The organism is Mycobacterium sp. 1482292.6 (genome assembly GCF_001672995.1).
Taxonomy (GTDB): Bacteria; Actinomycetota; Actinomycetes; order Mycobacteriales; family Mycobacteriaceae; genus Mycobacterium; species Mycobacterium europaeum_A.
This window is the reverse complement of the sequence record NZ_LZKV01000117.1, coordinates 16,626-40,412: the sequence shown is the minus strand read 5'-3', so window position 1 is coordinate 40,412 and position 23,787 is coordinate 16,626. Positions and strand designations below refer to the sequence as shown.

Here is a 23,787-nt window from a genome sequence, read left to right as displayed (position 1 = left end):
GACGGCCGATCAGCCCTGCGCGAGCTCAGCGACGGGCTGCCATTCCTCCCAGTTGCGCAGCCGGCTCTCGTAGTCGGCCTTGGCGGTTTCCAGCGGGGAAGCGCCGAAAAACACTCGCAGCGGCGGCTTTTCGGCGTCGACTACCTTGAGCAGGGCGGCCGCGGACGCCGACGGGTCACCCGGGCTGGCCCACCGGCGGCTGCGCTCGGCCTGCACGGCGGCGCGAACGTCGTCGTAGGCCGGCAGCGGATCGGCGTGCTTGGCCGAGTCGCCGGCCCAGTCGGTGTCGAAACCGCCCGGCTCGATCAGCGTGACGTGCACCCCGAACGGAGCGACCTCCTGGGCCAGCGCCTGCGAGAAGCCCTCCAGCGCCCACTTCGACGCGTGGTAGATGCCGACCAACGGGAACGCGGTGATGCCCCCGATCGAGGACACCTGGATGATGTGGCCGCTGCCCTGCTCGCGCAGGTACGGCAGCGCGGCCTGGGTGATCCACAGTGCCCCAAAGACATTGGTCTCGATCTGATCGCGTGCGTCCCGCTCGGAGAGTTCCTCGACGAACCCGAATTGGCCGTAGCCGGCATTGTTCACCACGATGTCGAGCCGGCCGAAGTGGTCGTGCGCTTCCTTGACCGCCGCGAAGTCGGCCGCCCGGTCGGTCACGTCCAGTCGGATCGGCAGCAGCGCGTCGCCGTACTTGCCCACGAGGTCGTCCAGCGCGGCGGTGTTGCGCGCCGTGGCCGCGACCTTGTCGCCGCGCTCCAGCGCCGCGATCGTCCACGCCCGTCCAAAACCTCGCGATGTCCCGGTGATAAACCAAACTTTTTCCGTCACGCCCCCATACAACGCCGACCGCGCCACCTCATTCCCCGAACAGGTAGCGTTTGCCTGGTGAGTCGCGCGGAGCTGGACAAGGATCCCCGGGACGTCGCGTCGATGTTCGACGGCGTCGCCCGCCGGTACGACCTGACCAACACCGTGTTGTCGATGGGTCAGGACCGGTACTGGCGCAAGGCGACCCGGACGGCGCTGGCCATCGGTGCCGGTCAGAAGGTGCTGGACCTCGCCGCGGGCACCGCGGTGTCCACCGTGGAACTGAGGAAATCCGGGGCGTGGTGCGTGGCCGCCGATTTCTCGGTCGGCATGCTGGCGGCCGGTGCCGCGCGCAACGTTCCCAAGGTCGCCGGCGACGCCACCAGGCTGCCGTTCGGTGACGACGTATTCGACGCCGTGACAATCAGTTTCGGGCTGCGCAACGTCGTCGACACCCAGGCCGCGCTGAGCGAGATGGCCCGCGTCACGCGGCCGGGTGGCCGGCTGGTGGTGTGCGAGTTCTCCACGCCCACCAACACGCTGTTCGCCACCGTGTACAAGGAGTACTTGATGCGGGCGCTGCCGCGGGTCGCCCGGGCGGTGTCCAGCAACCCCGACGCGTACGTGTACCTCGCGGAATCGGTTCGGGCGTGGCCCGATCAGGCGGGGTTAGCGCAGCAGATCACCCGGACCGGTTGGTCGGGGGTGCGCTGGCGCAACCTGACCGGCGGCATCGTCGCCTTACACGCCGGGTACAAACCGTTGCGCTGAGAAAGCTTTAGTGATTGCCGGCGGCCTGCACGAAGCCGACCTTGTCGGGGCAGTAATGGTCCACCGCCGCGCCGAGGAACTGGAACGCCTGGCCCTGAGTGGTGCCGCGCGGCAGGTTGCGCTGGATGAAGGTGGCCGACTTGTACGCGTCGCCGTCCACGCCCCTACCGATCCGCTCGCAGGTGATCTTGCCCAGCCACGCCAGCTGGTCCTGCGGCTGGTAGATGCCGAAGCCGTTGACGGTGTTCTTGAATGGGGCGTCGTAGTCGCTCGGGGGCGACGGGGTGCGCGGCGTCGGGTATGGCGCCGTCGGTGGCGGGTCGGCCTGCGCGGGCGCGGAAAGCTGCGCCGGCCCGGCCAGCGCGATAGCAGCAGCAGCGGCGGCGGCAGCGGCTCCGATAGTAGCCAGCCTCGTTCCCTTCATTAGCTGGACTATACACGCCTCGCCGCGGGTGCGCGGACGAAAGTAGATCGACGATCGCCGGCCCCGTGGGACCGCGGCCGGCCCGCCGACCAGCGGTGATACGCACGCTCGGTCAGCTGAACGGCGTGCGGCGGTCGAGCAGCCGCGACAGCCGCCCGCCGCCGCGCCAGGCGCGGGCCACCCAGTCCGCGTCGTCGTCGGTGACCAGGTTGGCCATCACCCGCACGGCGATGGTCATCAGCGCCGTCGAGCGCATGGCGATCGGTCCGGTCGACGGCAAGAACCGCTGAAAAGTCAGCAGCAACGCCAGCCGCCGGGCGACCGAGAAGCCCCGACCGTAGTGCTCCTGCAACAGCGACGGCCACACCTGCGACAGGTCGGGGTGGTCCAGCAGCGCCGCCGCCAGCCGCCCGGTCTCGAGCCCGTAGTCGATGCCTTCGCCGTTGAGCGGGTTGACGCAGGCCGCGGCGTCACCGATGAGCATCCAGTTGGCACCGGCCACCCCCGACACCGCGCCGCCCATCGGCAGCAGCGCCGAGGCCACCGCGCGGGGCCGGCCGGAGAATCCCCACTCGTCGCGGCGCAGGTCGGTGTAGTAGTCGATCAACGGCCGCAGCGCCAAATCGGCGGGCCGCTTGGACGTCGACAACGCCCCGACGCCGATGTTCACCTCGCCGTTGCCGAGCGGGAAGATCCAGCCATACCCCGGCAACACGGCCCCCTCGGGTCCGCGCAGCTCCAGATGCGACGTCAGCCAGGGGTCGTCGGCGCGCGCGGTGGCCAGATAGCCGCGGGCGGCGACGCCGTACACCGTTTCCTGGTGCCAGCGCCGGCCCAGCTTGCGGCCCAGCGTCGACCGGGCCCCGTCGGCGACGATCAGCTGGGCGCAGCTCACCTCGGTGCCGTCGGCCAACGTCACCGACCTCACCCGGCCCGACGAATCATGTTGTGCGGCAACAGCCTTGGTCCCCAGCAACATCCGTGCCCCGGAATCTTCGGCGACCTTGCGAATCCGGTCGTCCAGCTCGAAGCGGGCCACCGCGCTGCCGGTGGACGGGAACGAGGGGCCCGGCCAGTCGACCTCCACCTCGCCGCCGAACCCGCTCATCCGCAGCCCCCGATGCCGGATGCGGGTGTCCAGCCAGTCCCGCAGCCCCAGGCGCTCCAGCTCGGCGACCGCGCGGGGAGTCAGCCCGTCGCCGCAGGCCTTGTCGCGGGGAAAGCTCGCCGAGTCGACGACCAGCACCTCATAGCCCGCGCGGGCGGCCCAGGCCGCCGCCGCCGAACCGGCGGGTCCGGCGCCCACGACCACCACTTGGGCCTCGAGGGCTCGGGTCGCTCCCGTCTTCATGCACACCAGTATGTTTGGTCCCGTGAGTACTCCGGCGACGGTGGTGGCGGGCGTTGACTTCGGCGACCCGGCTTTCGCGGCGACCGTACGCGACGGCGTCGGACGGATCGAGCAGCTCATGGACACCGAGCTGCGCAGCGCCGACGACATCATGACCGAGTCGCTGACCCACCTGTTCAAGGCCGGCGGCAAGCGGTTCCGGCCGCTGTTCACCGTGTTGTCGGCGCAGATCGGGCCCAACCCGGACAGCGCGGACGTGACCATCGCCGGCGCCGTCATCGAGCTGGTGCACCTGGCCACGCTGTACCACGACGACGTGATGGACGAGGCGGAAGTTCGCCGCGGCACCCCCACCGCCAACGTGCGCTGGGGCAACAACGTGGCGATCCTGGCCGGCGACTACCTGTTCGCGACGGCATCCCGGTTGGTGTCGCGGCTGGGCCCGGAGGCGGTGCGGCTGATCGCCGAGACGTTCGCCCAACTGGTGACGGGCCAGATGCGTGAGACCCGCGGGTTCGTCGAGGGATCCGACCCGATCGAGCACTACTTGAAGGTGGTGTACGAGAAGACCGCCTGCCTGATCGCCGCGGCGGGCCGGTTCGGGGCGATGTTCTCCGGCGCCGACCCCGATCAGGTGGAGCGGCTGAGCCGCCTCGGCGGCATCGTGGGCACCGCGTTCCAGATCTCCGACGACATCATCGACATCGACAGCGACTCCCACGAGTCCGGCAAGCTGCCCGGCACCGACGTGCGCGAGGGCGTGCACACCCTGCCGATGGTCTACGCGCTGCGCGAACCCGGGCCCGAAGCTGCGCGGCTGCGCGAGCTGCTGGTCGGGCCCATCGACGACGACGAGGCGGTGGCCGAGGCGCTGGGATTGTTGCGGGCATCGCCGGGCATGGCGAAGGCCAAGCAGTCGCTGCAGGAATACGCGGACCAGGCGCATCAGGAGCTGTCCCTGCTGCCCGACGTCCCGGGCCGGCATGCGCTGCAGACGCTGGTCGACTACACCATCAGCCGGCACGGCTAGCGGTGATCGCGAGCGCCTGTGGAACCAACGGGGCCGTCTCGGGCGTTCTATGAGCTGTAATCGGCAGTAACGCGCGACCCGAGTGTTCCGAGGAGACACCGATGACCTGGCATCCGCATCACAACACGTTCAAGACGTTCGCGTTGTTGGTTGGCATGTCCGCGTTGATCGTGTTCGTCGGCTCGCTCTTCGGCAAGACCGCGATGTTCCTCGCGGTGCTGTTCGCCATCGGGATGAACGTCTACACGTACTACAACAGCGACAAGCTGGCGCTGCGGGCGATGCACGCGCAGCCGGTGTCGGAGGTGCAGGCGCCGGCCATGTACCGGATCGTGCGTGAGCTGGCCACCGCCGCGCACCAGCCGATGCCCCGGCTGTACATCAGCGACACCAACGCGCCCAACGCATTCGCGACCGGGCGCAACCCCCGCAACGCGGCGGTGTGCTGCACCACCGGCATTCTGGGCATCCTCACCGAGCGCGAGCTGCGTGCCGTACTGGGACACGAGCTTTCGCACGTCTACAACCGCGACATCCTGATCTCGTGCATCGCCGGGGCGCTGGCGTCGGTGATCACCGCGCTGGCCAACATGGCCATGTTCGCCGGCATGTTCGGCGGTAACGACCGCGACGGCGAGAATCCCTTTGCGCTGCTGCTGGTTTCGTTGCTGGGCCCGATCGCGGCGACGGTGGTCCGGTTGGCGGTGTCGCGATCACGCGAATACCAGGCGGACGAATCGGGCGCGGTGCTGACCGGTGACCCGCTGGCCCTGGCGTCGGCCCTGCGCAAGATCTCCGGCGGGGTGCAGGCGGCCCCGTTGCCGCCCGAGCCCCAGCTGGCCAGCCAGGCGCACCTGATGATCGCCAATCCGTTCCGCGCGGGCGAGCGGATCGGGTCGCTGTTTTCGACGCACCCGCCGATCGAGGACCGCATCCGCCGGCTGGAACAAATGGCCGGGCGGTAGCCCCGACCCACGTACCATCGGAGTTGGACGGTGATTGGCGGTGACTGAACCCAACTCGATGGACATTCACGAAGCCGGGCTGGCATTGGATCTGCCCGACTTGATCTTCGAAACGCGCGCCGGTGCGGGGATGAACCAGGCCCAGCTGGCCGAGTCGCTGGGCACCACCCAGGCCGAGGTCGCCGCCTCGGAGGACGGGACCGAGGTGCCCCGGGTCGACGTGCTGCAACGGCTGGCGCAGGTGTGCGGCAAGCGGCTACACATCCGCATCGACGTGGACTGACCGGCCGGGCACCCACGGCGCCTCGTCCCCGAACCGGCTCAACACGAGGGCCAATTATGCTGCGGCACCCGGGCTTTGGGCCTCGACCAGCGGTTGGTGCACGTCGCGGCGGCCCGTGTCGGTCCCGCCCCGGATGTGCACCGTCCCGCCCGTCGCCTCGTGCTGTTGCTGCCAGTCGGTGATCGTTTGATGGGCGGCGTGATCGAGGTAGTGGACCGCAAGGGTCACCGTCGCCGTCGCGCCCTGCGGAATCGACGCCAGCAGCCGCGTCAGCCTCGGCAGCGCCAGGAAGGTGCATGCCGCGCCCTCGATGCTCACCCGCCACTCGTCGTCGCCCACCGGCGTTGCCTCGATCTTGGCCCGGATCACCCGCCATCCGGTCAGGGCGATGGCCAGCGCGAGCCCGATCATGACGCCGTGCAGCAGGTTGAGGAAGATGACGCTGACGGCGGTCACGACGTAAACCGCCAGATCGCCGTGCTTCATTGCGGTTTCGATGTGGGCCGGCTTGAGCAGCTGAATGCCGATGACGATGAGTAGTCCGGCCAACGCGGCGGTGGGGATCTCTTCGACCAGCCCGGCGAACGGGATGGTGAACAGCAGGATCCAGACGCCGTGCATGATCGCCGAGGCGCGAGACTTGGCGCCCGCGTTGACATTTGTCGAGCTACGGACGATGACCCCGGTCACCGGCAGCCCGCCGATGGTGCCCGACACGATGTTGGCGGCTCCCTGCCCCACCAACTCGCGGTTGAAATCGGTGCGCGGACCGTTGTGCATCCGATCGACCGACACCGCCGACAGCAGGCTCTCGACGCTGGCGATGAGCGCCACCGTGATCACCCCGATCGCGACCGCACCGAAGTTGCCGTGGGGAAGATCCGGCAATCGCAGCGCGTCCAGCGGGGAGCCCTCGAGGTTGATCCGTCGCACGTGGAACGGGAAGACCACCGAGATCACCGTCACCGCGACTATGGCAACCAGGGGACCCGGAATGCGGCGCAGTTTGGCGGGAACCCAGCGCCAGCCCACCAGGATGACGATCACCAGCACGCCCAGGATGACCCCCGGCCGGTGCGCGCCGATGATCTGGCCCGGAAGCCCGATGAGGTTGTGCCACGCCGTGCTCTTGGACTTCCCGCCGAGCAACACGTGCGCCTGCTGCAGGGCGATCGTGATGCCGATGCCGGCCAGCATCGCGTGTACGACGACCGGTGAGATCGCCAGGGCCGCACGGGCGACCCGGCTCAGGCCCAGCAGCACCTGCACCACTCCGGCGGCAACGGTGATCAAACACGTTATGCCCCAACCGAAATCGGAAACCAGGTCGGCGACCACGACTGTCAGCCCGGCCGCGGGACCGCTGACCTGCAGCGGCGATCCCCCCAGCGAGCCGACGATGATGCCGCCGACGATCGCGGCGATCAGGCCGGCGAGCACCGGGGCGCCCGAAGCGATCGCGATCCCCAGTGACAGCGGGAGCGCCACCAGGAACACCACCAGCGATGACGGTAGGTCGTGCCGGATGATGCCGCGCAACCGATTGATGCGCGGTTCGCTCAGCCGACGTGCACGGGTTTTTTGGCCCGACTGTTCAACGTTGTGCATCGGTCGCGTCCCTCGATAGGAGTTAGCGGGGGATGTTCCGATATCCGCCCATAGTGCGCTCATTACTTCTTCGTAACGCGCTGGCGTACAAACGATTACGCCGGGGTGACCCGCAGGATCGCGCCCGGATACCGCTGGCCGCCTGGATTGACGGTATTTTGCTGGCAAAGACCGGTCAAGCTGGCGGGCCGTGCCCATAGAGAACGCAAAGATTTGAATTTGGCCAGCTCGGAACGACCAGTTCAGAAGCCGGAACCGTGCACCTCGTGGCCGGGTACCTCGGCGATCAGGCCGCGGTAGGCCTGCTCGACGGACGAGCCGTGGTTGATCACGGCGTCGACCTCGCGGGCGATCGGCATGGTCAGCCCGAATTCGTTGGCAAACTCCATGATCACGCTGGCGGCCTTGACGCCCTCGGCGACCTGGTTCATCGAGGCGATGATCTCGTCGATCGGCTTGCCCGCCCCCAGTTGTTCACCGACATGGCGGTTGCGGCTGCGCTGGCTGGTACAGGTGACGATGAGGTCACCCAGGCCGGCCAGGCCCGGGAAGGTATCGGGATTGCCGCCGAGGGCGACGCCCAACTTGGTCATCTCCCGCAGCGCGCGGGCGATCACCAGCGCGCGGGTGTTCTCGCCGATGCCCAGCGAGTAGCCCATCCCGACCGAGATGGCATAGACGTTCTTCAGCGCCCCGGCCATCTCCACCCCGACGACGTCGTCGGTGGTGTACACGCGGAAGCGCCGGGTGCGGAACAGGCCCGACAGCCGGGTCGCCAGGTGCTGGTCGGGCATCGCCAGCACCGCCGCGGCGGCGTAGCCCTCGCCGACCTCGCGCGCGATGTTCGGCCCGGCCAGAATGCCGGCGGGGTGGCCGGGCAGCGTCTCCTCGATGATCTGCGACATCCGCATGTTGGTGCCCTGCTCGAGCCCCTTGACCAGCGACACCACCGGCACCCACGGCCGCAGCTCCTTGGCGAGCTCGCTCAGCACCCCCCGAAAGCCGTGCGAGGGAACGCCCATCACGACGACGTCGGCGGAGTTGGCCGCCTCGGCGAAGTCGGTCGTGGCGCGCAGGGTGTCACTGAGCACGACGTCGTTGCCGAGGTAGCGGCTGTTGCGGTGGTTGTCGTTGATGTCGCTGGCGGTCGCCTCGGAGCGCACCCACTGCAGCGTCGGACCGCGACGCGCGCAGATTGATGCCACGGTGGTGCCCCAGGAACCGCCACCGAGCACAACGACTTTGGGTTCGCGCTTCTCAGATGCCATGGCGATCAGCGTATTGCGGACACCTGCGATTTAGTAGCAGTTCACGAACACTCAGACCGGGCTAGCCGGCCAGCGGCGCGCGGTCATCGACCCGGCCGAACACCATCGCCTCCTCGATCCGGTCGAAGCGGTAGTCCAGCGCGTCGGCCAGGTAGTTCTGCCGCACGTTCCACGGCCGCTTGGTGCCCGACTTCGGCAGCATGTGCACCGAGCGCAACACGTAGCCGGCGTTGATGTCCCACGACGGCTTCTCGGTCATCGGCTCGTTGCCGCGATGCGGGGCGGCGCGGGTATAGCCGTGAGAGGCCATGTGCTCCATGAGCTTTGCGGTCGCCCGGGCGGTGATGTCGGCCCGCAGCGTCCACGACGCGTTGGTGTAGCCCACACACCAGAACAGGTTGGGCACGTCTTCGAGCATGTGCGCCTTGTAGACGAAGCGGTCGCTGGTCTTGATCTCGGTGCCGTCCAGGCTGATCGTGGCCCCACCGAGCGCCTGCAGCTGCAGGCCGGTGGCGGTGACGATGATGTCGGCGTCGAGATGGCCGCCGGACTTCAGCGCGATGCCGGTCGCGTCGAAGTGGTCGATGTGGTCGGTGACCACCTCGGCCGAGCCCGCGGTGATCGCGTTGTACAGATCGGCGTCAGGGATCAGGCACATCCGCTGATCCCACGGGTTGTAGCGCGGCTTGAAGTGGGTGTCGACGTCGTAGCCGGCGGGCAGGCTGTTGATCGCCTTGCGCCGCAACAGCCAGCGCACGAACCCCGGCGCCTTGCGCGACAACGCGAAGAACACCGCCTCGGTCAGAGCGCTGTACATGCGAACAACGAGATGGGCGGGCTTGCGGGGCAACAGCTTTCGGGAGACGGCGGCGACAGTGCCGTACTTGGACGCCGAGATGAGATAGGTCGGCGAGCGCTGCAGCATGGTGACCTTGGCGGCCCGGTCCGACAACGACGGCAGCAGCGTGACCGCGGTCGCCCCGCTGCCGATCACCACCACCTTCTTGCCCGTGTAGTCGAGGTCTTCTGGCCAGTGCTGGGGGTGCACCACGGTGCCCTGGAACTCTTCGATGCCCGGGAAGTCGGGCGTGTAGCCCTCGTCGTAGTTGTAGTAGCCGCTGCCGAAGAACAGGAAGCGCCCGCGGTAGAGCTTGCGCGCCCCGTCCTGTTCGACGGTGACCGTCCAGGTGTCGGTCGCCGAGTCCCAGTCGGCCGACCGCACATAGCTGTTGAACCGGATGTGCCGATCGATGCCGTACTTGCGCGCGGTGGCGGCCAGGTACTCGCGGATGTGCACGCCGTCGGCCACGCCCTCTTTGCGGATCCACGGCTCGAACGGGAAGGACAGCGTGAAGATGCTGCTGTCCGAGCGCACCCCGGGGTAGCGGAACAGGTCCCACGTCCCGCCGATCTGCGCTCGCCGCTCCAGGACGGTGTAGGTCAGGTGCGGATTGCGCTCGGTGATCCGATAGGCCGCGTCGATGCCGGAGATGCCGGCACCGACGATGATCACGTCGGTGTACCCGGCCTCGGTCGCACCACCGTCGGCGGCTTGCTGGGGAGTCACGGTCATCGCGAACCTCGCTCAAATTGTGGGACTCGTCACTAGCCTAGAGACCCACCGGTTGGTCGGGCTAGGAACCGGGAAAACGCGCCGGGCCGGTCAGCGGTAGTTGACGAACTGCAGCGCCACGTCCAGGTCGGCCTGCTTGAGCAGCGCCTGGACGGCCTGCAGGTCGTCACGCTTTTTGCTGGTGACCCGGATTTCCTCGCCCTGGATCTGCGTCTTGACGGACTTGGGGCCGTCGTCACGGATCAGCTTGGTGATCTTCTTGGCGTTCTCGCTGCTGATGCCCTGCTTGAGGGAGCCGTTGATCTTGTAGGTCTTGCCCGAGGCCTGCGGTTCGCCGGCGTCGAAGGCCTTCATCGAGATGTCCCGGCGGATCAGCTTCTCCTTGAAGACGTCCACGGCCGCCTTGACGCGTTCCTCGGTGGACGAGGTCAGCTCAATAGCCTCGTCGCCCTTCCAGGCGATTGTGGTGTCGGTGCCGCGGAAGTCGAAGCGGGTGGCCAGCTCCTTGGCGGCCTGGTTGAGCGCGTTGTCGACCTCCTGGCGATCCACTTTGCTGACGATGTCGAACGATGAGTCCGCCATGCATTCCGTCCCTTCATCCGGTGATAGGCGTTTGTGCTTTGTCTACTCGCTCGTTGTAACCTGTCTGGCGGCAGGTTGCCCGAGCGGCCAATGGGAGCGGACTGTAAATCCGTCGCGAAAGCTTCACAGGTTCGAATCCTGTACCTGCCACCAAGCCTGTTTTCGGCCGGCGCCGTGCGTAGTCCACGCTCGCCGCCGGCGCCCGCTGTGCGACACGTGCGCAATTAATACAAGACAAGTTGTAACAATTCGGTCAAGCCGGTGTCGCCGGGCGTGCTGGGGGGAATTCATCCAGCACAGCATCACCCAGGGGGCGATCATGGCTGGTTCTCCCGACGCTCTCGGCGCGTTACGCCAATGCCGTACCGCCATCCTCGCCGCCCGTGAGTCGGCCGTGTCCGCGCACGATCGCCTGGCCGGGGTCCGGCAGGCTCGCGCCGCGGAGCTGATCGAAAAGCTGGCCGACGATCTCGCCTTCGTCGATCGGCTCTTATTCGTCGTGGAGGGCGACTCACGCGCCAGGTGACCACCGTCGACAAAAGCCAGGCACCCTCCCGGTACTTCCTCCAACTCCAAGTCCACCGGGAGGGTGTCCTGCTGCTGTGCTCCTGACCTGGATTGCCTTGTCGCGCTCGCGTTTTCGAGTCCTTTTGATCGTCGGGTTCACGAATCGTCTCATGGCGAAATCCCTTGGCATCCAAAGTGACGCTCGCAGCCGAAGGTGAATTGATCGACAACCTGGCGGCGGTAATCTTTCTCCCGTGCGCGGTACGGACATGCGATGCAGTTGAAGCATCTCACCATCGCGGAGCTGATCGCGGGGGCCGGCGGCGACCCGTGGGCGATCAACCGAACCCTGCAGGCCGGTAACCCGGCCCAGATCGCGCGTCTGGCGGAAGCCTTCCATGGGGCGGGCCGCCACACGGCCGAGGCCGACCACGCATTCGCGCAGGCGCAGCAACGCTTCAACGCCGCCTGGAACCATCAGGACGGCGGCAGCCCGATCAACGACTCCGCTGAAGTGCAGCGCACCGTCAAATCGCTTGGCGCGCAATCCGAACAGTTGCCCAAAATCGGCGCAGACCTGGAGAACATCGCCGCCTCGTTGGCCGGCGCGCAACAGGCGGGAGCCCGCGAGATCGCCCAATTGGAAGGGCAATTGGAGCAGCTCGACCATCTGATCGATCTGGCGGAGCAGGATCTGCGGGACCACCCTGACGCGCAGACCCAGCGGGAACTGCACGCCATCATCGATGCCATCAAAACGTCCGCCGTCAACGACACCAAAGTCGCTCTCAACCAGCTGAACTCGATACGCAACGACTATTCGGCCACGCTGCAGAACTCGCTGGGAAATCTGCGTGCTGACGGGTATGACCCCAAGCCGCTTGCGCCGGCGGACGCCCAGGACAAACCCGAACAGATTCACATCCCGCCACCGAACACCAAACCCGAAGACGTCAAGCGGTGGTGGAATTCCCTCAGTCAGGAACAGCGCGATCAGTTGCTCGCGCAGCATCCGCCGGAGTTGGGCAACCTCAACGGCATTGAGACCGTGAGCCGGGACACGGTCAACCAGGCGGTGATGAACGACGACATCGCCCGCGTGCAAAGCGCCGCTGACCGAGCCCATGTCGGTGTTGACCAGGTGACCCAGCATCCGGAGCTGTACGGCCTGTCGCCGTCGGCCATCACCCGTTACAACAACGCGCTCAAGACACGCGACGGCCTCAACACGAACGGGACGAACCCCGATGGCAGCAAGAACCCGGTGTTCCTGCAGACCTACGATCCCGAAGCGTTCGACGGTCGGGGCAGGGAAGCCATCGCCATCGGCAACCCCGACAAGGCCGACAACACCACCGTGCTCGTACCGGGAACGGGCAGCAGCGTGCGCGACGGCTATCTGAGTCACACGGACGGACGAAACATCTACAACGAAGCGCAACGGGCCGATCCGAACAAATCGAATTCGGTTCTGGTGTGGATGGGGTATCACGCCCCAGACAGCGCATTAGATCCCCAGATCGGGCAGACGACGCTCGCCAGAAACGGAGGAGGCCTACTGGCCGGGGATGTCAACGCGCTCGGCGTGACTCACCAACCGGGCAACTCACACGTGACCGTGGTGGGTCATTCCTACGGCTCCACTACGGTGGCCGACGCCGCGGCGGGATCCGGGATGCACGCCAATGACGTTGTCCTGGTGGGCTGTCCAGGAACCGACCTTGCCCATAACGCCGGCGACTTCCACCTTCCCGAAGGCGGACACGTCTATGTCGGCGCCGCATCCACCGACCCGATCACCCACCTCGGCGGCATCCAGGGACACCTGCCCGGAACCGGAGTCACGGTCGGGCTCGGTAGCGACCCGGCCGTCGAAGGCTGGGGTTCGACACGGTTCAAGGCCGAAGCGCCGGGGCTGACCTTCCCGCTGAAGGACCACAGCTCCTACTTCACGCCCGGGAACGAATCGTTGTTCAGCATCGCCGACATCGCATCCGGTCACGGTGACGCACTAGAACACGACAATATGACCGCACAGCACCGCGGCAGTTACTGGCTCCCCGATGAATTCGACCCGGAGGCACTTCGACGCCCGACAGGAGGCCACTACCATTGAGAACAGCCATGAACACCTTAAGGGGAATCAGCAGCGCCACCTGGCGGTGGTTGCTTGCCCTCGCCGCGGCGGGGGTGCTGACCCTCGCGCTTCAATCCTGCAGCAGCGTAAGGAATCTGAGCGAAGGGGTGCCCAACCCGATGACTCCCGAACAATCCAGGGCCCAAGTGGTCAATGCGGCGCGAGAGATCGCCACCACGCTGGGACTCAAAGGCGTGTCGGCGCATTTCAGCCGCGACTCCTGTAACGACCAGGCTGTGGCGCCCTTCCGGGGAATCGTCGGCATCGCCTACGACCACGCGCCCACCCTGGAAGCATCCCGAGCCGAGATCGAGCAGATGGTTGCGACCCTGAAACAACACGGCTGGGGCGGGCCGGGAGACTTCCGCACGCACGGCTCCGCGGTCAGCAAACAAGGGGTTACGGCGGTCTTCGATCCTTACTCGCCGGTGCAGAATTCCGGCGGGTCGATCACCATCTACGGCGAATGCAAAGACATGACCACCAAAGCGAACACGCTGCCCGAACCGATACCCCAGGATCAGTTGGCGTAACGCCCGCCGCGCGGGCTTACCCCGACCGCCGTCAGCGCGGCCTCGTCACGCTCCGGCGCTGCGGTGGGCGCCTCGCCCGCGACGCCGCCGTTTTCGATGGCCTGGCTGCGGCCGAGCGCGACGGTGGCCGCCCCCATGGCCACCACCGCGAGGACGAGGACGAGCGCGCTAGCGCCGCCCACCGCCAAGTGCTCGCCGAGCACCACCACGCCGAGCAGGACGGCGACCACCGGTTCGCCCACCAGCATGATCGGCACCGACGCCTGCAGCGCGCCGGCGTGAAACGCGGAGTTCTGCACTACCGTGACCGTCACCGCGAGTCCGACCAGCACGTACGGGGCCGGGACGGTCAAGAGCGCATGCCAGCCGCCCATCGCGAAGCGGTGGGTGCAGACCTTGGTCACCACGGCGATCATGCCGAGCAGGACCGCCACGGCGACACCCAGCAGTGACGCTCGCATCCGGCCCGCGGCGCGGTGCGCGGCGACGACGCAGGCGATCACCGCGGGGACCGTGATCAGCAGCGCCAGCGTCCACGCCGGTATCGGGGGGCGGCTATGCCCTTCCCGGGGCTCGCCCACCAGCAGGAAAACCGCCAGCGCCGCCGTCAGCAGCATCGCCCACCCCCACTGGGGCCCGCTGATGCGCTGGTGGCACAGCGCCGCGCTCAGCGGCAGCGCGAACAGCAGCGACGACACCAACAACGGCTGGACCAACAGCAGCGAGCCGTGGGCCAGCGCCACGGCCTGGAACGCGTAGCCGGCAACCGCGGCAAACGTCCCGGCCCACCACAGCGGTTGGCGAACCAGCGTCGTCGCCATCGTGGCGGACATGGCCTCATCACCGGGAACCCGGTGGGTCGCGCGCTGCCGAACGACGATTCCCACCGCAGCCCAGAACGCCGAAAGCAAAGCCGAGAAGATCGCGACCGCGTGCTCGGTTACCCACCCCATGCCCGGTGGGGTACCCCTGACCTCGGGGGTTAACTCGCCCTTTGCGTGACGGGCCATCCCGCCTACCCTGAGTGGCCGGCGCGAAATTCGTCCCGGCCGGCCGATCGAAAGGAAACATGCTGCGTACCAAGGTGATCACCGTGGTGGCCGTCGCGGCGGCCATCGCATCAGCCGCATTGACACTGCTGCCCTGGGTCGACGTCAGCCGGCTGGGATTGCCCATTCGGTGGAATGGCCTGGGCGTCTACGTCGGCGAGGACAGGCAGGAATACGGCCATCTGCTCGCCGGCATGGTGGACAGCGTGCCGGGATGGGTCGTGTTGATCGCCTCCCTCGCGGCCGGCGCCGCGGTCCTGGGCGCGGCCCGAGTGCGCGTGCTCGGGCTCGTCGCATGTGGATGCGCGGTCGTCGCGTTCGTCACCGCCGTCGTGTGCCTGGTCTATCCGGCGGTACTAGCCGGCGACGCCAAGAACGAGATGGGCATTTCCCTGGTGCCGGACCGGCAAGTGCTGAACTCCGGCTCGTTGATCGCCGAAGCCGCGGCCACCGGCGTGCTGGTGATCTGCACCGCGCTCGTCGCCTTCGGAGCGAAAAGGGTTGTCCGCGAGCAGGGCTGAAGGTGCAGCCGTGCTTCATTCGACGGCGCGCCGCGCCGGGGCGGCTCACCGCCCAGTGCGGAAGGGGCGGGAGTTGATCAGCCTTCCTTGGGCCACCAGCGATCCGTGCTGCTTGAGGCGTTGAGTGCGGATGTTGACCTCGTAACTGAGAATTTCCGCGATCTGTCCGAGTTGCTCACTGAGGTACCGGTACAGATCATCGATGTCCCGGCAGATCGCAATCGCCACAAGGTTTTTGGTCCCACTAATGGCGCCGGCGAAGGCGATGTGGTGGTGCGCAGCGATGCGCTCGCCCACGGATTGGATGTCGCGGGGCGCTACTGTCAGCCACAGCATCGCGCTGAGCTGGTGGCCGAGTCGTTCCGGTAACACGTCGACGTCGAAGAGCAGGGCGCCGCCGGCTTCCAGCGCCCCGAGTCGCCGGCCCACTCTGGCCACCGACCAGCCGGCGCGTGCGGCGAGTTTCGGTTGCGACGTCCGGCCGTCCTCGGCGAGCGCCTCGAAGATCGGGCGGTCCGCGGCAGTGGGCGAGCACCGCTGAGCGCCGGGCATCCGACCGGTTCGCTCCGCCAGGATCGCTGCGGCCTGCCGGTCGGTGAGGGTGCGGCCGTAACCGGTCCACGGTGCACTGTGAGGCTGCCCGAACGAATGCAGCAGCAGGTCGATGGTGATGTCGGTGACCGAGGCTGTTCGCGGGAGTAGCTTCAGGAGATCCTCCCGGGTGTCACCCACCGGCGCACGGATGACGCAAACCAGGTCGGTCCATCCCGCCAGCACGTTGGCATGAGACACGTCTGGCCGGCGCACCAAGGCGTCGGCCAGCTGCTGGATGCGTTCGGGTGCGGCGCGCATCCGGCACACCCAACTCCCCTCCCCATCGATCCACCGGTTCTCCAGCCCGACAACGCGCACCACGCCGTCGCGGCGCAGCCGATGGTAGCGACGCGCGACCGTTTGCTCAGTGGCTTCGACGACGGTGGCGATCCGGCGAAACGACACCCGAGGAGCCAGCTGCAGGGCATGCAGAATCTGCGCGTCTAAGTCGTCAAGCACAACGAAAAGTATGCGTCGATCGCGGTCTGGGTGAGGACTTCTGCACAATTTCGCCGCAACGATCGCAAGTTCACCGCCGTCGCTGCGAGCCTGAAGTCCATGAAGCCGACAGGAAACACCATTTTGGTCACCGGTGGCGGCACCGGAATCGGTCGCGGCCTGGCCGAAACCCTGCACCGAGCCGGCAACCAGGTCGTGATCGCCGGACGCCGTCGCGGCGTGCTGCAGGCCGTCGCCGATGCCAACCCGGGCATCGAATACCGCCACTTGGACCTGGCGGAGCCGGACAGCATCAACCGGTTGGCCGCTGAGCTGACCGGCAGCCACCCCGGTCTGAACATCCTGATCAACAACGCGGGGGTGATGCGCTCCGAGGACCTGCTAACCACCTCGGCGGACATCGCCGAGCAGACGGTCGCGGTCAACCTGCTGGGCCCGATACGGCTCACGGCGGCACTGCTACGCACGCTGCTCTCCCAGCAGCACGCCGCAATCGCCAACATCACCTCCGCTTTAGCGTTCGTCCCCAGAGCGGACGCGCCGAGCTACTCAGCGACCAAAGCGGGCTTGCACGCCTACACCCAGTCGTTGCGCCACCAATTGCGTCACACCCGGGTCCAGGTCATTGAGATCATCCCGCCGCGGGTCCAGACCGACATGCTTGCCGAACGGGGCGATGGCGCGGCCACGATGTCGGTCAACGCCTTTGTCGCCGAGGCATTTTCGCTGTTGCACGGCCGGCCTGACGCCGCAGAGATCGTGGTCGATGCCGCCAAACACGTGCGATTCGCCGCCCGCGACGGCAACTACGACGACGTCTTTGCGGCAATCAACTCATAAGGAGCGATATCGCCATGCACATTGGAATCGGACTGCCCAGCCATATCGCACACGTGCCCGGGCCGTTGACCGCCGAGTGGGCGCGTCGAGCCGAACGGCGCGGTTTCGCGGCACTAGCCGCCATAGACCGGCTGGTCTACGAAAGCCTCGACTCGCTGGTCGCGATGTCTGTAGCCGCGGGCGCGACCACAAACATCGGCCTGACGACCAACGTGCTGCTGGCTCCGCTGTACCCCGCGGTGCCGCTGGCCAAGCAAGTCGCCACCCTTGCCGCCGCATCCGGTGGGCGGCTCACCCTCGGCCTGGGCATCGGCAGCCGACCCGATGACTACACCGCTGTCGGCGTGGACTATCGCCGGCGCGGGCGCATCCTCGACGAGACCGTGGCCGTGGTGCGCGCAACGTGTGACGCCCACACCGTGACGGGCGATAAGCCGCTGACCCCTGCGCCCGTGCGGATTCCGATCCTGTTCGGCGGGCGAGCGGACGCGACGATCAGCCGCGCGGCCGCGATCGGTGACGGCTGGACCGCAGGGGCGTTGCGTGACTACGCCAACCAGTCTGCGCTGGCCGATCGGGTGCGGGTGGCATGGGCGGAGGCGGGCCGCGCGGGACGCCCGTGGCTTGCGGCCAGCGTCAACTTCGCTTTCGGCGATGCCGACACCATCGCTATGGGTCGCTCCCATCTGCAGCGCTACTACGGCTTCAAGCCTGACTTCGCCGCCCTCAACGTCGCCGACATGCTCAGCTCGGCGGACGAGGCGATCGAGACCGTGCGCGCCTACCGCGACCTAGGTTTCGACGGAGTCATCTTCCATCCGTGTGTCGCCGAGATCGACCAGGTCGACCGCCTAGCCGATGCGGTCTTCTGATGACGTTCACCGAGAGCCGTTGCGGCCACGTTGTCGGTACGGCCGGGCGACACTGACATCTCACCGCGCAGCATCGACATGATCGCGGCCCACGACACCCTGTCACGACTGGGCACATCGGACAGCCGACGCGGTGATCTGTGGTGCAGATGACTTCCTCGTCTGCCGATTCATCGAGCGGTGCAAGACCTGACCGGAGCCAGTTCAAGCGCCCGCGGAAGACGCTGCAGCGCGAATTCGGTCCGCGACCTTCGCCGCCCCGAAGCAGCGGAATTTGGTCACCCGGTCACCGGTGTGTATGGCGATGATTTTGGTGAGAACGCCTGGCAATAGTTCGACGGATTCGACCGAGCGGAGGCCGACGATGATGTCCAGTTGTCCCGACTGGATCGAGCGGTTGAGGGCGTTGGCGTGGAACTGAACATCGGTCTCGGTAACGGTGAGCCGGCCGCCGACCCACAGACCACCGTGGCGGCGGCGGTAACGGTCCAGGACCCGTCTATTGATCGACGTCGTCGGTACCGTGACGTCGACATCGGCGATCAGCGCGTTGGCCACGCGGGAAATGATCACCGTCACCGATTGCCCGCCCATCTAATCGACTGAACCCTCGATGCTTGATTATCCGCAAGCTGTTGCGTCACAAACTGTCTGCCTGCGCCGACTGCCCGACGTCACCAAGCAGAGCCAGGGATCTGTCCGCCTAGGCGGGGTGCAGGCTCACGGGAATGCCGGAGTAGCGCACCATGCCGGTCACCACATCGATATCGTCCTTGTTGGTCAGGCGGTTGACGTTGGCGACGTGGTGGCCGTGCGGGATCGACACCGCTCCGCGCCGGATGGAGTCGTCGACCTTTGCGATGCCGGTCAGTTCTCCGCTCGTGCTGCGGACGGTCACCCTCTGGCCGGTTATGACCCCGGCCGCTGCGCCGTCGTCGGGATGGATGAGGATCTCGGGCGCCTCACCGAGAAAGTCCAGCTGCCCGTTGAGCTTTCGGCGCTGCCGGCGCGGCACCATCACCAGGGGTGCGGGCGGTTCCAGCGCGGCGAGCTGGTCGACCAGCAGCGGCGGCGCCAGCCGCCAGCCCCCCATCCGCGCGACATGTTCGTCGACCCAGGCCGCCGGTAACTCGCGCGGAGCCTCGGCCCAACCCGCCGCCGCTACCTCCTCGAAACCCGTTCGCGCGCCTGCCAATAGGACGGCCAGCACGTCGTCGTCGGTGCTGGTGTCGGGGTTCCCGAGATTGCCGAGGTCATAGCCGAGCCGCCGGCCGAGCTCGGCGAACACCCACCACATCGAGCGCCGCTCGCCGACCGGGGCCACGACGGCCGGGCTGTACTGCACCGACACATGCGAACTCAGGATGTCGTGGATGGTGATGTCGGGCCGCTCCAGCGGATCCTTGGTGGGCAGGACGTGGGTGGCCAGTTCGGTGGTCTCGTTGTTGATGATCTCGGTGGTGGCGAACACCTCGAGGTTCTGCAGGGCCGGAATCAGCTTGCCCGTCTCGGGGAACGAGGTGACCAGACTGCCGCCGACGTTGATCAGCGCGCGGATGTTGCCGGCGGCGATTTCGTCGGGCAACACCGCGCACGGCCACTCGTTGATGAAGGCCTGCGCCTCGGGGCGGCTGCGCGGACCGGGACCGAAGACACCCTCGATCGGCGTGACGGGCAGGAACTCGCCGAAAGTCTCCAGCTGGTAAGCGAATCCGGGATGAAACCACGTCCCGCCGGGCCGGTTCATCGCGCCGGTGAGGATCATCAGCACCCACGCGAGCCACTGCGTGACGTTGGCGCGTTCGGCCGTCATGGTGACACCGGTGCCGGTTTCCACCGCGACGCACTCGGCGGCGCGCACCGCCTCGCACAGCCGGAGCAGGTCGGCTTCCGCGACATCGGCCAGCGCTGCGGTGTGCTCGAGGGTGAACGGCGCCACCGCGGCGGACAGCGCGTCGATGCCCTGCACCGGTACATCGGATTTCATTCCGTCGCACAGGATTTCGCGTACCAGATAGGCCAGCACCGCGTGGTCGGTGCTGGGCCGCGGCGCCAGATGGGCGGTGGCCAGCCGGGCGGTCTCGGTGCGGCGCGGGTCGATCACCCACACCTGACCGCGCCGGGCGATTTCGCGCACCGTGCCGGTCGGGTTGGGCATCGAGATCGCATGGCCATGCGACACAACGGGATTGACGCCAACCAGCAAAAGGAAGTCGGCGTTGTCCAGGTCGGTGCGGCCGGACAGCCCCATGAACCCGCCGACTAGATCCGAGACCAGCGGCTTGGCGGTGCCGTCGATGGTCAGCGGGCTGAACTTGGCCGGCGTGCCGATCGCGGCGTGCAGGGCCTCGGCCATCCGGAAGCCGGCGCTTTCCATGGTGGAGAAGTAGAACGCGACCGACGCCGGTCCGTGCCGATCGATGATCTCCTTCAGCCGGGTGCCCAGGTCGTCCAGGCAGGCGTCCCAGGTGGCGTCCTGCAACCGCCCGTCCACCCGCATCCGCGGACGCTCGAGCCGATCGGGGTGGTGGTGCAGCTGCGGCAGCGCGCGGCCCTTGGGGCAGGTGTAGCCGTGCGAGAAGGGATGGTCCTGATCGCCGCGGACGCGGACCACCTCGTCGCCGTCGACGTCGACGAGGATGCCGCAGACCGAGGTGCAGACGCGGCAGAAGCTACGCACCGTTTGCATACCTGGGTAACGTACTCTCGCTTTTCGAGAAGGCCTATCGCATTTTCGAGAATGGTTGTGCGTTTTCGGTCAATGGCGCTCTCCGGGATAACGCCCGCGGTTAGGCGACCCTTAGTTATCATCGCCGGGTGACCGAGACAACCACGCAACCGGTGGCCGACGGATTCGGCGACCGGCCGCCGGTATCGCTGCGAACCCGTGGCCGGTGGCTACGGTGGGGACTGCTCTCGGTGTGGGGGCCCGGCCTGGTGGTGATGCTCGCCGACACCGACGCGGGCTCGCTCATCACCGCGTCGCAGTCCGGGGCCCAGTGGGGCTACCGGATGGTGCTGCCGCAGCTGATCCTGATGCCGGTCCTCTACGTCGTGCAGGAGATGACCGTGCGGCTCGGCATCGTCACCGGACGCGGCCACGGCTCGCTGATCCGGGAGCGGTTCGGCCGCGGCTGGGCGTGGCTGTCGGCCTTCACGCTGTTCGCCTCCGCGATCGGGGCGCTGCTGACCGAGTTCGCCGGCGTCGCCGGGGTCGGCGAACTGTTCGGCGTCTCGCGCTGGGTGAGCATTCCGGTCGCCACCGCCGCCCTGCTGGGGCTGGCGCTGACCGGCAGCTACCGGCGCGTCGAACGCATCGGCCTCGTCGTCGGCGCGGCCGAGCTGGCGTTCCTGGTGGCCATGGTGATGGCCCGGCCCGATCCGAGGGCGCTGGTGGACGGTCTGTCGTCGATGCCGCTGGGCAACTCGTCGTACCTGCTGTTGGTCGCGGCCAACGTCGGCGCGGTCATCATGCCGTGGATGATCTTCTACCAGCAGGGCGCGGTCGTCGATAAGCGCTTGTCGGAGAGCACGATTCGACAGGCTCGCTACGACACCGCGTTCGGCGCGGTGCTGACCCAGCTGATCATGATCGCGGTGGTGATCACGATGGCTTCCACTATTGGGACCATCGGAAAACACGGCGGCGGGGCGGAGCTGGAAACCGTCGGCCAGATCGCCCAATCGCTGACGCCCTATCTGGGCCACGTCGGCGGGACGGTGCTGTTCGGCCTGGGCATGCTGGGCGCGGCGCTGGTGGCCGCCATCGTGGCCTCGCTGGCCGGGGCCTGGGGGCTCGCGGAGGTGTTCGGCTGGAAGCACACGCTCAACGAGCGGCCCAACCGTGCGACCGCCAAGTTCTACGTCACCTACGCGCTCGCCCACATCGTGGGCGCGGTGCTGGTGTTGGCCAGTGTCGACCTGGTCAACCTGGCGGTCGACGTCGAGGTCATGAACGCGCTGTTGCTGCCGATCGTGCTGGGCCTGCTGCTGGCGCTGGAGGCCAGGGCGTTGCCCGAGCGGTGGCGCATGCGGGGGCTGCACAAATACGTCACCCGCGCACTGTGTTTCGTGACCATCGGCTTCGGTCTGTACATGGTGCCGCAGGCCCTCGGCCTGTTCTAGTGCGCGACCGAACGTCAGAACCAGGGCCCGGGGTAGTGGCCGTCCTGGTCTTGCACCATGACGATTTCCTTGCACTCGCCGTTGGCGCCCGGCGCCGTCTCACCGCGACACACCAGCGTCCATCCGGAGATCCGCTCGAACGGGCGTAGCGCCCAGTTGGGTGCGACGGGATCGGTTGCGGGCAAGGCGATCACGGAATTCGTCCCGCCGGTGCCGGTGATGTAGAGGTGGTCTTCGAAGAACGCCAGCTTGGAGACCGACAGCTTCTTGGCGTCGTCGCGGCTCTTTTGGAAGTCCCATTGTTGGGTGCGCAGATTCCAGACGCCGAAGCCGAATTGCGAAGTGTCCGAACCGTGGCCGTCGACGAACAGCTTCCCGTCGGACAGCGCCGCGCTCAGCCCACCGCCGGAAATCCGGTCCGAATCACCGATCTTGATGATGGACTTGGCGTTGAGGTCGTAGAACATCGTCGACAGCGCCGGGGGGTTATACGAATCCCAGTGCGTGAGCTTCACCAGTTTGTTCGGCCCGTCGGTCAATTCGGCGTCGACGGACTGCACGTCGTTGTCCTGAAAGATCGCCTCCCCGCTGGGCCGGCGCAACTCGGCGCCGGATGTCTTGCCGGGTTCGGTGTTGCGCTGGAACGCGAGCACGTCCTGCCAGACCCGGCCGGGCTGCGGATCGGTCCAGATCGTCGACAGGTCACCGCCGGACAGCACGACGGTGCGCGGCGGCGACGCGGCGCCGTGGCCGTCGGTGAAGGCGTTCAGCCACGCCACGCCGGAGGCGGTCGATCCCAGTCCCCAGTCCTTGGGTGCGGTCGGCTTCAGGTCGAGCGACGGCGGCTGCAGCTCCTTGGTGGCGACCTGCTGGCCCGATTTGGAGTCGTAGACGTACGCGGTGGTTTTGGTGGCTGCGGGCGCGGGTGGCTGCGCCGGCCCGGTGGTGGCGACGAGATAGACGACCTTCATGTCGTCGGCCGTGCCGGTCAGCGCGCACATGCCGCCGATGAGGCTCTCCCCGGCCGGCACGGTGGGGATGGCGGGCGCGACGTATTGCCCGGTCTTCGGGTCGAAGATTTTCGGCCGGATGTCCTCGAGCGCCGATTTGCCGGCCGAGAATTTCTCCGGGCAGCCGAAATAGGCCGTGCCGCCGTAACTTTTCCAGTCCTTTTCCAGCGGCCCGGTGATCGGTGCGGGCGGGGCCGCCGCGCGGGTGCTGGTCTTGGAGACGGATGTGGAGGTGGTGGCGGTGAGCGGGGGCGGCGCCGCGGTTTCCGAACAGGAGGCCAACGCCAGGCAGGCCGCCGACGCGACCGCGGCGCGCCGGTAGCGCGACCGGCGCCGCCACCGGGCACGCGCCCAGGCTGCACGCATCGAAAACCCCCATTACGTTCGTGTAACCAAGCAGCGTAAAGCCGCCCCGATGCGGCCGCGACTCGGGCGTATGGCGCGCTTTGTCACAACCTGCGCCCGGCGGAAG

General features: G+C 67.4%; 23 protein-coding genes and 1 tRNA gene. 12 read left to right on the top strand and 12 right to left on the bottom strand.

Going from position 1 to position 23,787, the window contains the following annotated elements; all coding sequences use genetic code 11:
• Positions 1-9: 9 nt before the first annotated feature.
• Positions 10-834: an SDR family oxidoreductase gene (locus A5624_RS12185; protein ID WP_066866421.1), complete on the bottom strand. Its 825-nt coding sequence runs from the start codon at positions 832-834 to the stop codon at positions 10-12.
• Positions 835-891: 57 nt separating this feature from the next.
• Here A5624_RS12185 and A5624_RS12180 point away from each other — a divergent pair, with 57 nt between their 5' ends.
• Positions 892-1,584, top strand: coding sequence for a demethylmenaquinone methyltransferase (locus A5624_RS12180; protein ID WP_066866419.1), 693 nt, complete (start codon positions 892-894; stop codon positions 1,582-1,584).
• Between the two features lie 7 nt (positions 1,585-1,591).
• Here A5624_RS12180 and A5624_RS12175 read toward each other — a convergent pair whose 3' ends face one another.
• Together A5624_RS12175 and menJ are read right to left on the bottom strand one after the other, a co-directional pair.
• Entirely contained in the window at positions 1,592-2,008 is a 417-nt protein-coding gene (locus A5624_RS12175) for a DUF732 domain-containing protein (protein WP_066866417.1), read from the bottom strand.
• A 112-nt stretch (positions 2,009-2,120) separates the two neighbouring features.
• The gene (gene menJ / locus A5624_RS12170) at positions 2,121-3,359 is read right to left on the bottom strand and encodes a menaquinone reductase (RefSeq protein WP_066866415.1); all 1,239 of its coding nucleotides are present in this window, start codon (positions 3,357-3,359) and stop codon (positions 2,121-2,123) included.
• Between the two features lie 22 nt (positions 3,360-3,381).
• Here menJ and grcC1 point away from each other — a divergent pair, with 22 nt between their 5' ends.
• The 3 genes from grcC1 to A5624_RS12155 all read left to right on the top strand — a co-directional run bounded on the left by grcC1 (position 3,382) and on the right by A5624_RS12155 (position 5,637).
• Entirely contained in the window at positions 3,382-4,389 is a 1,008-nt protein-coding gene (gene grcC1, locus A5624_RS12165) for a nonaprenyl/(2E,6E)-farnesyl/geranylgeranyl diphosphat synthase (RefSeq protein ID WP_066866413.1), read from the top strand.
• 101 nt (positions 4,390-4,490) lie between these two features.
• Positions 4,491-5,354 (top strand): zinc metalloprotease HtpX, encoded by an 864-nt coding sequence (htpX, locus tag A5624_RS12160; RefSeq protein WP_066866411.1) that lies wholly within the window; start codon positions 4,491-4,493, stop codon positions 5,352-5,354.
• A 58-nt stretch (positions 5,355-5,412) separates the two neighbouring features.
• Complete coding sequence (locus tag A5624_RS12155) at positions 5,413-5,637, top strand: helix-turn-helix transcriptional regulator (protein ID WP_066866409.1); 225 nt, start codon at positions 5,413-5,415, stop codon at positions 5,635-5,637.
• 54 nt (positions 5,638-5,691) lie between these two features.
• Here A5624_RS12155 and A5624_RS12150 read toward each other — a convergent pair whose 3' ends face one another.
• The 4 genes from A5624_RS12150 to A5624_RS12135 form a co-directional block, all read right to left on the bottom strand.
• A complete protein-coding gene (locus A5624_RS12150) occupies positions 5,692-7,245 on the bottom strand; it encodes a SulP family inorganic anion transporter (protein WP_231997769.1) in 1,554 nt (517 codons plus the stop codon).
• A 242-nt stretch (positions 7,246-7,487) separates the two neighbouring features.
• Positions 7,488-8,513, bottom strand: coding sequence for an NAD(P)H-dependent glycerol-3-phosphate dehydrogenase (locus A5624_RS12145; RefSeq protein ID WP_066866407.1), 1,026 nt, complete (start codon positions 8,511-8,513; stop codon positions 7,488-7,490).
• Positions 8,514-8,574: 61 nt separating this feature from the next.
• Positions 8,575-10,086: an NAD(P)/FAD-dependent oxidoreductase gene (locus A5624_RS12140; protein WP_066866405.1), complete on the bottom strand. Its 1,512-nt coding sequence runs from the start codon at positions 10,084-10,086 to the stop codon at positions 8,575-8,577.
• Positions 10,087-10,176: 90 nt separating this feature from the next.
• Positions 10,177-10,668 carry a YajQ family cyclic di-GMP-binding protein gene (locus A5624_RS12135; protein ID WP_066866403.1) on the bottom strand — a complete coding sequence of 164 codons (492 nt, stop codon included), beginning with the start codon at positions 10,666-10,668 and terminating at the stop codon, positions 10,177-10,179.
• Between the two features lie 69 nt (positions 10,669-10,737).
• On the opposite strand from A5624_RS12135, the gene A5624_RS12130 reads away from it, so the two are divergent.
• The 4 genes from A5624_RS12130 (at position 10,738) to A5624_RS12115 (ending at position 13,845) form a co-directional block, all read left to right on the top strand.
• Positions 10,738-10,821 (top strand) — tRNA-Tyr (locus tag A5624_RS12130).
• Positions 10,822-10,987: 166 nt separating this feature from the next.
• Positions 10,988-11,194 carry a hypothetical protein gene (locus tag A5624_RS12125; RefSeq protein ID WP_066866401.1) on the top strand — a complete coding sequence of 69 codons (207 nt, stop codon included), beginning with the start codon at positions 10,988-10,990 and terminating at the stop codon, positions 11,192-11,194.
• A 255-nt stretch (positions 11,195-11,449) separates the two neighbouring features.
• A complete protein-coding gene (locus A5624_RS12120) occupies positions 11,450-13,291 on the top strand; it encodes an alpha/beta hydrolase (RefSeq protein WP_066866398.1) in 1,842 nt (613 codons plus the stop codon).
• An 8-nt stretch (positions 13,292-13,299) separates the two neighbouring features.
• Positions 13,300-13,845: a hypothetical protein gene (locus A5624_RS12115; RefSeq protein WP_231997768.1), complete on the top strand. Its 546-nt coding sequence runs from the start codon at positions 13,300-13,302 to the stop codon at positions 13,843-13,845.
• Here the strand turns inward: A5624_RS12115 and A5624_RS12110 are convergent.
• Complete coding sequence (locus A5624_RS12110) at positions 13,833-14,798, bottom strand: DMT family transporter (protein ID WP_066866396.1); 966 nt, start codon at positions 14,796-14,798, stop codon at positions 13,833-13,835. The genes A5624_RS12115 and A5624_RS12110 overlap by 13 nt on opposite strands.
• 116 nt (positions 14,799-14,914) lie before the next feature.
• Here A5624_RS12110 and A5624_RS12105 point away from each other — a divergent pair, with 116 nt between their 5' ends.
• Complete coding sequence (locus tag A5624_RS12105) at positions 14,915-15,415, top strand: hypothetical protein (RefSeq protein WP_231997767.1); 501 nt, start codon at positions 14,915-14,917, stop codon at positions 15,413-15,415.
• Between the two features lie 45 nt (positions 15,416-15,460).
• On the opposite strand, the gene A5624_RS12100 is transcribed toward A5624_RS12105, so the two are convergent.
• On the bottom strand, positions 15,461-16,468 hold the full coding sequence (locus tag A5624_RS12100) for an Lrp/AsnC family transcriptional regulator (protein WP_066866394.1): 1,008 nt from the start codon (positions 16,466-16,468) through the stop codon (positions 15,461-15,463).
• A gap of 99 nt (positions 16,469-16,567) precedes the next feature.
• On the opposite strand from A5624_RS12100, the gene A5624_RS12095 reads away from it, so the two are divergent.
• Both A5624_RS12095 and A5624_RS12090 read left to right on the top strand, forming a co-directional pair.
• A complete protein-coding gene (locus tag A5624_RS12095; protein WP_066866441.1) occupies positions 16,568-17,308 on the top strand; it encodes an SDR family oxidoreductase in 741 nt (246 codons plus the stop codon).
• A 14-nt stretch (positions 17,309-17,322) separates the two neighbouring features.
• Entirely contained in the window at positions 17,323-18,180 is an 858-nt protein-coding gene (locus A5624_RS12090) for an LLM class flavin-dependent oxidoreductase (protein WP_066866392.1), read from the top strand.
• A gap of 204 nt (positions 18,181-18,384) precedes the next feature.
• Here A5624_RS12090 and A5624_RS12085 read toward each other — a convergent pair whose 3' ends face one another.
• Both A5624_RS12085 and A5624_RS12080 read right to left on the bottom strand, forming a co-directional pair.
• Entirely contained in the window at positions 18,385-18,738 is a 354-nt protein-coding gene (locus A5624_RS12085; RefSeq protein ID WP_156748903.1) for a hypothetical protein, read from the bottom strand.
• Between the two features lie 145 nt (positions 18,739-18,883).
• Positions 18,884-20,869 (bottom strand): molybdopterin-dependent oxidoreductase, encoded by a 1,986-nt coding sequence (locus A5624_RS12080; protein ID WP_066866388.1) that lies wholly within the window; start codon positions 20,867-20,869, stop codon positions 18,884-18,886.
• Positions 20,870-20,997: 128 nt separating this feature from the next.
• Between A5624_RS12080 and A5624_RS12075 the strand changes: the two genes are divergently transcribed.
• Positions 20,998-22,305 carry an NRAMP family divalent metal transporter gene (locus tag A5624_RS12075; protein WP_066866386.1) on the top strand — a complete coding sequence of 436 codons (1,308 nt, stop codon included), beginning with the start codon at positions 20,998-21,000 and terminating at the stop codon, positions 22,303-22,305.
• Positions 22,306-22,319: 14 nt separating this feature from the next.
• Here A5624_RS12075 and A5624_RS12070 read toward each other — a convergent pair whose 3' ends face one another.
• Positions 22,320-23,681, bottom strand: a complete 1,362-nt coding sequence (locus A5624_RS12070; protein ID WP_066866384.1) for a hypothetical protein — start codon at positions 23,679-23,681, stop codon at positions 22,320-22,322.
• Positions 23,682-23,787 lie beyond the last annotated feature (106 nt).

Bases quoted from the DNA above. Each gene is read 5' to 3' on its own strand.
- A5624_RS12175 (WP_066866417.1), bottom strand. From the start codon at position 2,008: ATGAAGGGAACGAGGCTGGCTACTATCGGAGCCGCTGCCGCCGCCGCT.
- menJ (WP_066866415.1), bottom strand. From the start codon at position 3,359: ATGAAGACGGGAGCGACCCGAGCCCTCGAGGCCCAAGTGGTGGTCGTG.
- htpX (WP_066866411.1), top strand. From the start codon at position 4,491: ATGACCTGGCATCCGCATCACAACACGTTCAAGACGTTCGCGTTGTTG.
- A5624_RS12155 (WP_066866409.1), top strand. From the start codon at position 5,413: ATGGACATTCACGAAGCCGGGCTGGCATTGGATCTGCCCGACTTGATC.
- A5624_RS12150 (WP_231997769.1), bottom strand. From the start codon at position 7,245: ATGCACAACGTTGAACAGTCGGGCCAAAAAACCCGTGCACGTCGGCTG.
- A5624_RS12145 (WP_066866407.1), bottom strand. From the start codon at position 8,513: ATGGCATCTGAGAAGCGCGAACCCAAAGTCGTTGTGCTCGGTGGCGGT.
- A5624_RS12140 (WP_066866405.1), bottom strand. From the start codon at position 10,086: ATGACCGTGACTCCCCAGCAAGCCGCCGACGGTGGTGCGACCGAGGCC.
- A5624_RS12135 (WP_066866403.1), bottom strand. From the start codon at position 10,668: ATGGCGGACTCATCGTTCGACATCGTCAGCAAAGTGGATCGCCAGGAG.
- A5624_RS12125 (WP_066866401.1), top strand. From the start codon at position 10,988: ATGGCTGGTTCTCCCGACGCTCTCGGCGCGTTACGCCAATGCCGTACC.
- A5624_RS12120 (WP_066866398.1), top strand. From the start codon at position 11,450: ATGCAGTTGAAGCATCTCACCATCGCGGAGCTGATCGCGGGGGCCGGC.
- A5624_RS12115 (WP_231997768.1), top strand. From the start codon at position 13,300: ATGAACACCTTAAGGGGAATCAGCAGCGCCACCTGGCGGTGGTTGCTT.
- A5624_RS12110 (WP_066866396.1), bottom strand. From the start codon at position 14,798: ATGGGGTGGGTAACCGAGCACGCGGTCGCGATCTTCTCGGCTTTGCTT.
- A5624_RS12105 (WP_231997767.1), top strand. From the start codon at position 14,915: ATGCTGCGTACCAAGGTGATCACCGTGGTGGCCGTCGCGGCGGCCATC.
- A5624_RS12095 (WP_066866441.1), top strand. From the start codon at position 16,568: ATGAAGCCGACAGGAAACACCATTTTGGTCACCGGTGGCGGCACCGGA.
- A5624_RS12090 (WP_066866392.1), top strand. From the start codon at position 17,323: ATGCACATTGGAATCGGACTGCCCAGCCATATCGCACACGTGCCCGGG.
- A5624_RS12080 (WP_066866388.1), bottom strand. From the start codon at position 20,869: ATGCAAACGGTGCGTAGCTTCTGCCGCGTCTGCACCTCGGTCTGCGGC.
- A5624_RS12070 (WP_066866384.1), bottom strand. From the start codon at position 23,681: ATGCGTGCAGCCTGGGCGCGTGCCCGGTGGCGGCGCCGGTCGCGCTAC.